We start from the raw sequence: 8717 nt of genomic DNA on the forward strand, positions 1-8717 counted from the left end.
AAAAGGGCTCGGAGCTTCGGGGCGCGGGTCATCTTCGCCGGCGCCGTCGCGGCGGGCGCCGAGGCGCGCGTCGTGACGGTGGCCGACAGCTCGCTGACGCTTCCCGGCACCGACGTCGCCACCGCGAAGGTCTCGGACTGGGCGGAATTCCCCGCCAAGGGCCGCGCGACCGGCGGCGTCCGGGCCCAACGATTCCTGAAGGGTGAGGACCGGCTCTCGTGCGCGTGGGTCGGCACGGGCGAGCCGCGCGCGCTGGCCGGCGACGGAGGGGCGCGCAAGCTACCGGAGGCGCTCGGCAAGCGCGACGGATCGGGCACCCCGATCGACGGTGCCGCAGCGTTTATCGGCCGCGCGCCCTAATAGGCAGCTAGCCTGCCGATGAGCTCTGCTGCAGCTTGTCGAAGGAGCGCTGCAGCCCTGCACGCAGGCGCGGGCGCAACGGGCGCTCGACCCAGCGTTCGAGAGCGACGGCCAGGGCAACGCTGACCGCGAAGGCGGCCGCGAGGGCGCCCCACTTGCCGAGCGTCTCGTGCGAGATCCCGATGATCCACCAGCCCCAGTACTCGTGGACCAGGTACAGCGGATAGGTGAGCGCTCCGGCGACCGACATCCACGCCCAGCCGCGATGCTTCAGCGGCGTCAGCACGATCAGCGTCACCGCGACGAAGACCGCTACGAGCACGAGCACCCCGATGGCCTCCGAGTAGTCGAGGCCGGTCAGCCGGCGCTGCCGGCCCGGCGTCGCGAGCTGCAGGAACTGCTGGATCGACACGATCAGGTTGAAGGCCAGCAGCATCCACCGCAGCAGGCTGTGCCCGCGCGAATGGATCAGGTAGAGCACCATGCCCGCCGCGAACAGCGAGGCGTAGTCCGGTGAGAGCAGCGCGACCAGCAGCTCGTTGCCGGTCTGCTGGGCCAGTGCACCGAGCACCGGCCAGGCGAAGACGAACCAGTACACCTTGCTCTCGGTCAGGTTCACGCGGATCAGGAGCGCGATCATCGTGTAGAAGAGCAATTCGATCGGCAGGGTCCAGTAGACGCCATCGACGTGGGGCACGCCGAACGCCGTCTGCGCCATCGTCAGGTTGGTGAGGATCTGCGCGAACGAGAGCTCCCGCCCGAGCTGCGGCGCGATGAACACGAGCAGCACCGAGGTGAGGATCACCGCGGCCCAGTACGCGGGGTAGAGGCGCGAGATGCGGGCCGAGACGAACTGGCCCACCGTGCGCCCCTCGGTCGAGAAGAAGATGACGAAGCCGCTGAGCAGGAAGAAGAGCTGCACGCCGATGAAGCCGTAGGCCGCGACGTTCGAGAGGCCGGGGAAGACGTCGCCCGGCAGTTCTCCCCACTGCGAGTGCGCACGCGCCGTGTAGTGGTAGAAGAGCACCGCGACCGCGCCGAGGATGCGCAGGAAGTCCAGGAGCAGGAACCTGGGGCGGGCCGGATCGATCACGGTGCTGCGCATGGATCCGAGCCTAGGGCACTCCGGGCGCCGGATCCGCCACCGGCGCTGCCCGTGCCGGGCCTCCGGTCTGCACGGCGGATCCCGGCCCTACGCGTCGATCCGCTCCCGGTCCAGGTCGTTCGCGTTCTCGACGATGAACTCCTTGCGGGGGGCGACCTCGTTGCCCATGAGCAGTTCGAACATCTGCGCCGCCGCGTGCGCGTCCTCCACGCGGACCCGGCGCAGCGTGCGATGCTCGCGATCCATGGTGGTCTCCGCGAGCTGATCCGCGTCCATCTCGCCGAGGCCCTTGTAGCGCTGGATGGGCTCGACGTACTTCTTGCCGCGCTTGCGGAGATCCGCGAGCAGCCGGTTCAACTCCTGTTCGCTGTACGTGTAGACGACGTCGTTGGGCTTGCGCCCGGCGTTCTGCACGATCACCCGGTGCAGCGGCGGCACCGCGGCGTACACGCGCCCCGCCTCGAGCATCGGCCGCATGTACCGGAAGAACAGGGTGAGCAGCAGGGTGCGGATGTGGGCCCCGTCGACGTCGGCGTCGCTCATCAGGATCACCTTGCCGTAGCGCGCCGAGTCGATGTCGAAGTCGCGGCCGGATCCGGCCCCGATCACCTTGATGATGGAACCGCACTCCGCATTGCCGAGCATCTCGGCGACGGAGGCCTTCTGCACGTTCAGGATCTTGCCCCGGATCGGCAGCAGCGCCTGGTACTCGCTGTCGCGCGCGGGCCGAGCCGTACCGAGCGCGCTGTCGCCCTCGACGATGAAGAGCTCGGTGTCGGCGACATTGCGCGACCGGCAGTCGATGAGCTTCGCGGGCAGCGAGGAGCTCTCGAGGGAGCTCTTGCGCCGCGCCGTGTCCCGCTGCGCGCGGAGCGCGATCCGGGACTTCATCTCGGCGACCATCTTCTCGAGCAGCGCACCGGTCTGGGCCTTGTCGTCCCGCTTCGTAGATGCGTAGCGCGCCTCGAGCCCCGTGGCGACGGCCTTGGAGACGATCTGGCGCACGGCGGCGGTGCCGAGCACCTCCTTGGTCTGCCCCTCGAACTGCGGCTCGGGAACGCGAACCGTGACCACGGCGGTGAGGCCGGTCAGCAGGTCGTCCTTCTCCGGCTTGTCGCTCCCGGCTTTGAGCTTGCGGGCGTTCTGCTCGATCTGCTTGCGGAAGAACCGGGTGAGCCCCTGCTCGAATCCGCTGAGATGGGTACCGCCCTTCGGTGTGGCGATGATGTTGACGAAGCTCTGGATCTCGGTGTCGTAGCCGGTTCCCCACCGCAGCGCGATGTCCACGTCGCACTGGCGCTCGACCTCGCGGGAGACGAGATGGCCGGAGCGCTCGTCCATCACGGGCACCGTCTCCGAGAAGGTCCCCGTATCCGTCACCCGCCAGGTGTCGGTCAGCGGCGCGTCGACCGCCAGGAAGTCGACGAACTCGCTGATCCCGCCCTCGTACTGGAAGCGATGCACGGTCGGCTCCCCCGACTCCTGCAGCGACTCGGCCCGCTGATCGACGATCTCGATCGCGAGGCCGGGCACGAGGAACGCCGTCTGCCGGGCGCGCGCCACCAGCGACTCCGGCTCGAAGCGTGCGGTCGGCAGGAAGATCTGCGGGTCGGCCCAGTAGCGGACGCGCGTGCCGGTGAGGCCCTTCTTCACCTTGCCGACGACGCGGAGCTCCGATGCGTCCTCGAAGGGCGTGAAGGGGCTGTCCGGGCTGTCGCCCGCAAACACGCCGGGCTCGCCGTGGCGGAACGACATGGCCCAGGTCTTGCCGTCCCGATCGACCTCGACGTCGAGACGGGACGAGAGCGCGTTGACGACCGAGGCGCCGACACCGTGCAGACCGCCGGAGGACGCGTACCCGCCGCCGCCGAACTTGCCGCCCGCGTGCAGCTTCGTGAAGACGAGCTCGACGCCGCTCAGCCCGCTCTTCGGCTCGATGTCGACGGGGACGCCGCGCCCGCGATCGGCGACCGTGACGCTGCCGTCCGCGTGCAGCTCGATCGCGATATCGTTGCCGTGCCCGGCGAGCGCCTCATCGACCGAGTTGTCGATGATCTCCCAGAGGCAGTGCATGAGGCCTCGGGAATCGGTCGTGCCGATGTACATGCCCGGGCGCTTGCGAACCGCCTCGAGCCCCTCGAGCACGGTGAGGTGACGGGCTGAATAGCTCGACTCTGCCACGGGGTGGCCCCTTTCTCCGACGACCGACTCACCTACCCTAGGGCAGACCCGCCGCGCACGTGCCATGGCGCGACGGCGAGTGCCGAAGCGGCCCGGCATGCACCCCGATCGAGGCTACGCGCTCAGCGAAACGGCCCCGAACCGCGCACGGGATCGAGGCAAACGTGCTTGACTAGTGGTACCCCCAGACGACCACTATCGATCGGAGGCCATCATGGAGACGCTGGAACAGGACCGCACCGAGGCTGCGGCCGATCGTCCGCTCAGCGCCCTCGACCGCTGCGACAGCTGCGGCGCGCAGGCCTACGTACGAGTCGTGCTCGGCGGCAGCGAACTGCTCTTCTGCGGGCATCACGCCCGTAAGCACGAGGACAAGCTCCGCCCCATGGCCGAGGTCTGGCACGACGAGAGCCACCGCCTGAACGCGTGACGCGTTCGGACTGACGAGAAGAGCCCCGGCCGCGGCCGGGGCTCTTCTCGTTCAACCGATCACTCGAGGTAGTCGCGCAGCTGCTGCGACCGCGAGGGATGGCGCAGCTTCGCCATCGTCTTCGACTCGATCTGGCGGATCCGCTCACGGGTGACGCCGAAGGTGTCGCCGATCTGGTCCAGCGTCTTCGGCATGCCGTCGCCGAGCCCGAAGCGCATCCGGATCACTCCGGCCTCGCGCTCGCTGAGCGAGTCGAGCAGCTGTTCGAGCTGCTGCTGCAGCATGGTGAAGCCCACCGCGTCGGCCGGCACGACGGCCTCGGTGTCCTCGATCAGGTCGCCGAACTCGCTGTCGCCGTCCTCACCCAGGGGCGTGTGCAGCGAAATCGGCTCGCGGCCGTACTTCTGCACCTCGACGACCTTCTCCGGGGTCATGTCGAGCTCGTGGCTCAGCTCCTCGGGAGTCGGCTCGCGGCCCAGATCCTGCAGCATCTGGCGCTGCACTCGGGCGAGCTTGTTGATGACCTCGACCATGTGCACCGGGATGCGGATGGTACGAGCCTGGTCCGCCATGGCGCGGGTGATCGCCTGACGGATCCACCAGGTCGCGTAGGTGGAGAACTTGAAGCCCTTGGTGTAGTCGAACTTCTCGACCGCGCGGATGAGGCCGAGGTTGCCCTCCTGGATGAGATCCAGGAACTGCATGCCGCGTCCGGTGTAGCGCTTCGCGAGCGAGACCACGAGGCGCAGGTTCGCGCCGAGCAGGTGGCTCTTGGCCCGCTGACCGTCGCGCGCCACCCACTTCAGTTCACGCTGGAGCTTCTTGGGGAGGTTCTTCTCGGTCGCGAGCTTCTCCTCCGCGAAGAGGCCCGCCTCGATCCGCATGGCGAGCTCGACCTCCTCAGCGGCGTTGAGCAGCGCGACCTTGCCGATCTGCTTGAGGTAGTCCTTGACCGGATCGGCCGTGGCACCGGGAATCGCCGTCGTGGTCGTCGGCACGTCCTCCTCGTCGCCGGCTTTGAGCACGATCGCTCCCGTCGGCAGCGGCTCGTTGGCGGCGGAGGATCCGGTGGTGGAAGCGTCGGCGGTCGATTCGCCGTTGTCCGCCTCCTGCTCGGCCTCTTCCGCCTCGACCTCCGCGGCGACCTCGTCGACGGGGTTTACGGACTTCGCGGCGCGCTTCGACGTCGCCTTCTTGGCAGCCGGCTTCTTCGCGGCCGCCTTCGTCGCGGCCGCCTTCGTCGCAGCGGGCTTCTTCGCCGCAGCCTTTTTCGCGGCAGGCTTCTCGGCGGCGCCCGCCGTCTCTGCGCTCGCGGTCGTCTTCGCCGCGGCCTCGCTCTCCGCGCCGGCTTCCCCGGCTCGGTCCTTCTTGCTCGCAGCAGCTCTTGACTTGGTTGCAGTCGCCACGCGGCCGCCTCTCTTCAATTCGAGTCCGATACAGCATGGTCTGCGCGACCCTCGAGCTCGCTCGCGACGGGCACGAACCGCGTGCGAAAAGTCGCGCATACCGGTAAAACCCGTGTCAAGCCCCTGGTATTCCCTGAGTAAGGGAACGTCGGGTACTCGAACGGGTTATCGCCTTAATTCTAGCACGCGGAAGCAAGGATGATCGCCACTCGGGTGCGGCCCGCCCGTCACTCGGAGGCGCACTGCGACGTGGTCACCGATCCCCCAGCTGTGACCCGCAGCGCCGACTCGCAGCATCTCCGGCATCGGTCGCCGGAGCCCGGTCACGCCGACGGCGGCACACCCGGGCCTCCCGGGCCCGCCGTGCCGTTCTGGCCGCCGAGGCCGTTGTCGCGCTGCTGCGCGAGGAACCGCTCCAGCTCGCTCGCGAGCTGATCCGCTGTCGGCAGCGAGCCGTCCTCACCGACGAGCGGCGACGAGGGCATCTGATCCTCCATGTACGCGTCGTAGCGCTCCTCGAGCCCTCGGAGCATCTCGACGGATTCCTCGTTCTCGGAGATCTGCCGCTCGACCTGCTCGAGGTAGTCGCGCCCAGAGGCCCGCACCTCGTCCGTCGCGAAGAGCAGCCCGGTCGCCGCCATGAAGCTGTCGAGCGACGTGAGGAGCGCGTCGGGGAACTCCGTGTTCGCAAGATAGTGCGGGATCAGCAGGGCGAAGCCGACCACGTCCTCCCCGAGCGTCTGCAGCCGGTACTCGAGCACGTGCGTCACCGATGCCGGCAGCTTGCTCGTCGGCTTCCAGACCGAACGCGTCCCGATCAGGTCCTCGCGCGTCCCGCTCACGGTGGCGCGGATCGGTCGCGTGTGCGGGACCGGCATCGGGATCGCGTGGCTCCAGACCGTGATCGACACCTCGAGCTCGTCGAGCAGCAGCAGCACCTGGTCGATGAACTGCTCCCAGCGGAAGTCCGGTTCGAAGCCCTGCAGGATCAGGAACGGCGAACCGAGCTCGTCGCGGGCGAGATAGAGCGCCAGCGTCTCGGGCTCGTACTCGACGAAGCGATCCTCGTCGAAGGTGATGGTGGGTCGGCGGGCGCGGTAGTCGAAGAGCAGATCGGTGCTGAAACGCAGGATCTCCTGCGGGTCGCAGCGCTCCCAGAGATAGTCGCCGAGCTGCGAGACGACGCCTCCGGCGTCGGTCATCCCGCCGAGCACGACGAGCATCGGAAGGCCCTTCGGCACACCCGCCCGGAGACCGGGGTCGACACTCGCGATGATGGATTCAGTCACACCATCCATCCTACGAAGCGCGCTCCCCGATTCCGGCCCTCCGGGTCACGCCGAGAGCGAAACCGGCCACTGTGCGCGGTGCACCGCGACGGGCCGCACGAGCATGCCCGGCCGCCCCCGTCTCTGGTAGTAGGCTTGAACTCGGTGTGCCGGGCAGACCGTTCGGGCACCGTTCGCACGCGCAACACCGAGCGCAGAGTCACGAGGAGAGTCCACTTGGCCGATCAGCAGTTTGACATCGTCGTCCTAGGGGGCGGAAGCGCGGGGTACGCCACTGCGCTCCGAGCGAAACAGCTCGGATTCACCGTCGCCCTGATCGAGAAGGACAAGCTGGGCGGCACCTGTCTGCACCGCGGCTGCGTGCCCACGAAGGCTCTGCTCCACTCCGCCGAGATCGCCGACGTGGCGCGCGAGGGCGCGGCATACGGCATCCAGTCGAGCGTGGCCGGCATCGACATCGCCGGAGTGAACGACTTCCGCGAGAAGCTGGTCTCGGGCAAGTTCAAGGGGCTGCAGGGGCTGCTCAAGGCGAACGACATCACCATCGTCGAGGGCGAGGGTCGCCTCGTCTCGGCGAATACGGTGCAGGTCGGATCCGACCGCATCAGCGGCACCCATGTCGTGCTCGCGACCGGCTCCTACTCGCGCTCCCTCCCGGGCCTCGAGATCGGCGGTCGCGTCATCACCAGCGAGCAGGCGCTCGAGCTCACCGAGGTGCCGAGCAAGGTCGTGATCCTCGGCGGCGGCGTGATCGGTGTCGAGTTCGCGAGCGTCTGGCGCTCCTTCGGAGCGGAGGTCACGATCGTCGAGGGCCTTCCCCACCTCGTGCCGAACGAGGAGGAGTCGATCTCCAAGCAGCTCGAGCGGGCGTTCCGCAAGCGCAAGATCGACTTCAAGCTCGGCGTCTTCTTCCAGTCGGTGACGCAGGATGCGAACGGCGTCCAGGTCACGCTCGCCGACGGCACCGTGCTCGACGCGGACCACCTGCTCGTCGCGGTGGGTCGCGGCCCCGCGACCCAGGGTCTCGGTTTCGAAGAGGTCGGGATCGAGATGGATCGCGGCTTCGTGCTCACCGACGAGCGACTCGCCACCAATGTCCCGGGCGTCTACGCGGTCGGCGACATCGTGCCCGGCCCGCAGCTCGCTCACCGCGGCTACCAGCAGGGCATCTTCCTCGCCGAGGAGCTGGCCGGGCTGAACCCGGTGGTGGTCGAGGACGTCAACATCCCGAAGGTCACCTACTGCGATCCGGAGGTCGCGTCCGTCGGCCTCACCGAGGCGAAGGCGGCCGAGAAGTACGGCGCCGAGAACATCACCTCCTACGAGTACAACCTGGCGGGCAACGCGAAGAGCTCGATCCTCGGCACCGCCGGCTCGGTCAAGGCGATCCGCGTCAACGACGGCCCCGTCGTCGGTGTGCACATGATCGGAGCCCGCGTGGGCGAGCTGGTGGGCGAGGCGCAGCTGATCGTGAACTGGGAGGCCTACCCGGAGGACGTGGCCCCGTTCGTGCACGGCCACCCGACCCAGAACGAGACCATCGGCGAGACCATGCTCAAGCTCGCCGGCAAGCCCCTGCACGCCATCTGACGCGCGGCATTCAGACGAAAACGATCGGAGAAACACGATGAGTGAATCGGTAGTGCTCCCCGCACTCGGCGAGAGCGTGACCGAGGGAACGGTGACCCGCTGGCTCAAGAACGTCGGCGACACCGTCGAGGTCGACGAGCCGCTGCTCGAGGTCTCCACCGACAAGGTCGACACGGAGATCCCCTCGCCGGTGGCCGGCGTGCTCGAGGAGATCCTGGTGCAGGAGGATGAGACGGCCGAAGTCGGCGCGCTGCTCGCCCGCATCGGTGACGGCAGCGGTTCCGCCTCCGCTGCACCGGCTCCCGCCGCAGAGCCCGCGCCCGCTGCAGAACCGGCCCCTGCGGCAGAACCCGCGC

Annotated in this window: 7 protein-coding genes and 1 pseudogene; 4 read left to right on the plus strand and 4 right to left on the minus strand. The window is 68.5% G+C overall.

The window, feature by feature from the left end; all coding sequences use genetic code 11:
• Window positions 1–360: pseudogene (locus ACFPZL_RS07605) on the plus strand (DNA topoisomerase IV); the annotation flags it as partial.
• A 7-nt stretch (window positions 361–367) separates the two neighbouring features.
• Here ACFPZL_RS07605 and ACFPZL_RS07610 read toward each other — a convergent pair.
• The gene (locus ACFPZL_RS07610) at window positions 368–1465 is read right to left on the minus strand and encodes an acyltransferase family protein (protein ID WP_218115004.1); all 1098 of its coding nucleotides are present in this window, start codon (window positions 1463–1465) and stop codon (window positions 368–370) included.
• 87 nt (window positions 1466–1552) lie between these two features.
• Complete coding sequence (locus ACFPZL_RS07615) at window positions 1553–3646, minus strand: DNA gyrase/topoisomerase IV subunit B (RefSeq protein WP_218115003.1); 2094 nt, start codon at window positions 3644–3646, stop codon at window positions 1553–1555.
• A 214-nt stretch (window positions 3647–3860) separates the two neighbouring features.
• On the opposite strand from ACFPZL_RS07615, the gene ACFPZL_RS07620 reads away from it, so the two are divergent.
• The gene (locus ACFPZL_RS07620) at window positions 3861–4076 is read left to right on the plus strand and encodes a DUF7455 domain-containing protein (protein WP_218115002.1); all 216 of its coding nucleotides are present in this window, start codon (window positions 3861–3863) and stop codon (window positions 4074–4076) included.
• Window positions 4077–4135: 59 nt separating this feature from the next.
• Here the strand turns inward: ACFPZL_RS07620 and ACFPZL_RS07625 are convergent, their stop codons facing one another.
• On the minus strand, window positions 4136–5482 hold the full coding sequence (locus tag ACFPZL_RS07625; RefSeq protein WP_218115001.1) for an RNA polymerase sigma factor: 1347 nt from the start codon (window positions 5480–5482) through the stop codon (window positions 4136–4138).
• A gap of 323 nt (window positions 5483–5805) precedes the next feature.
• A complete protein-coding gene (locus ACFPZL_RS07630; RefSeq protein WP_236022014.1) occupies window positions 5806–6771 on the minus strand; it encodes a proteasome assembly chaperone family protein in 966 nt (321 codons plus the stop codon).
• 216 nt (window positions 6772–6987) lie between these two features.
• Here ACFPZL_RS07630 and lpdA point away from each other — a divergent pair, with 216 nt between their 5' ends.
• Both lpdA and ACFPZL_RS07640 read left to right on the plus strand, forming a co-directional pair.
• The gene (lpdA, locus tag ACFPZL_RS07635) at window positions 6988–8361 is read left to right on the plus strand and encodes a dihydrolipoyl dehydrogenase (protein ID WP_218114999.1); all 1374 of its coding nucleotides are present in this window, start codon (window positions 6988–6990) and stop codon (window positions 8359–8361) included.
• 37 nt (window positions 8362–8398) lie between these two features.
• Window positions 8399–8717, plus strand: a 319-nt coding sequence (locus tag ACFPZL_RS07640) for a biotin/lipoyl-containing protein (protein WP_382335015.1), incomplete at its 3' end; no start/stop codon positions are given.

The sequence above is a fragment of the Leucobacter soli genome, from assembly GCF_042659205.1.
GTDB classification, from domain to species: domain Bacteria; phylum Actinomycetota; class Actinomycetes; order Actinomycetales; family Microbacteriaceae; genus Leucobacter; species Leucobacter soli.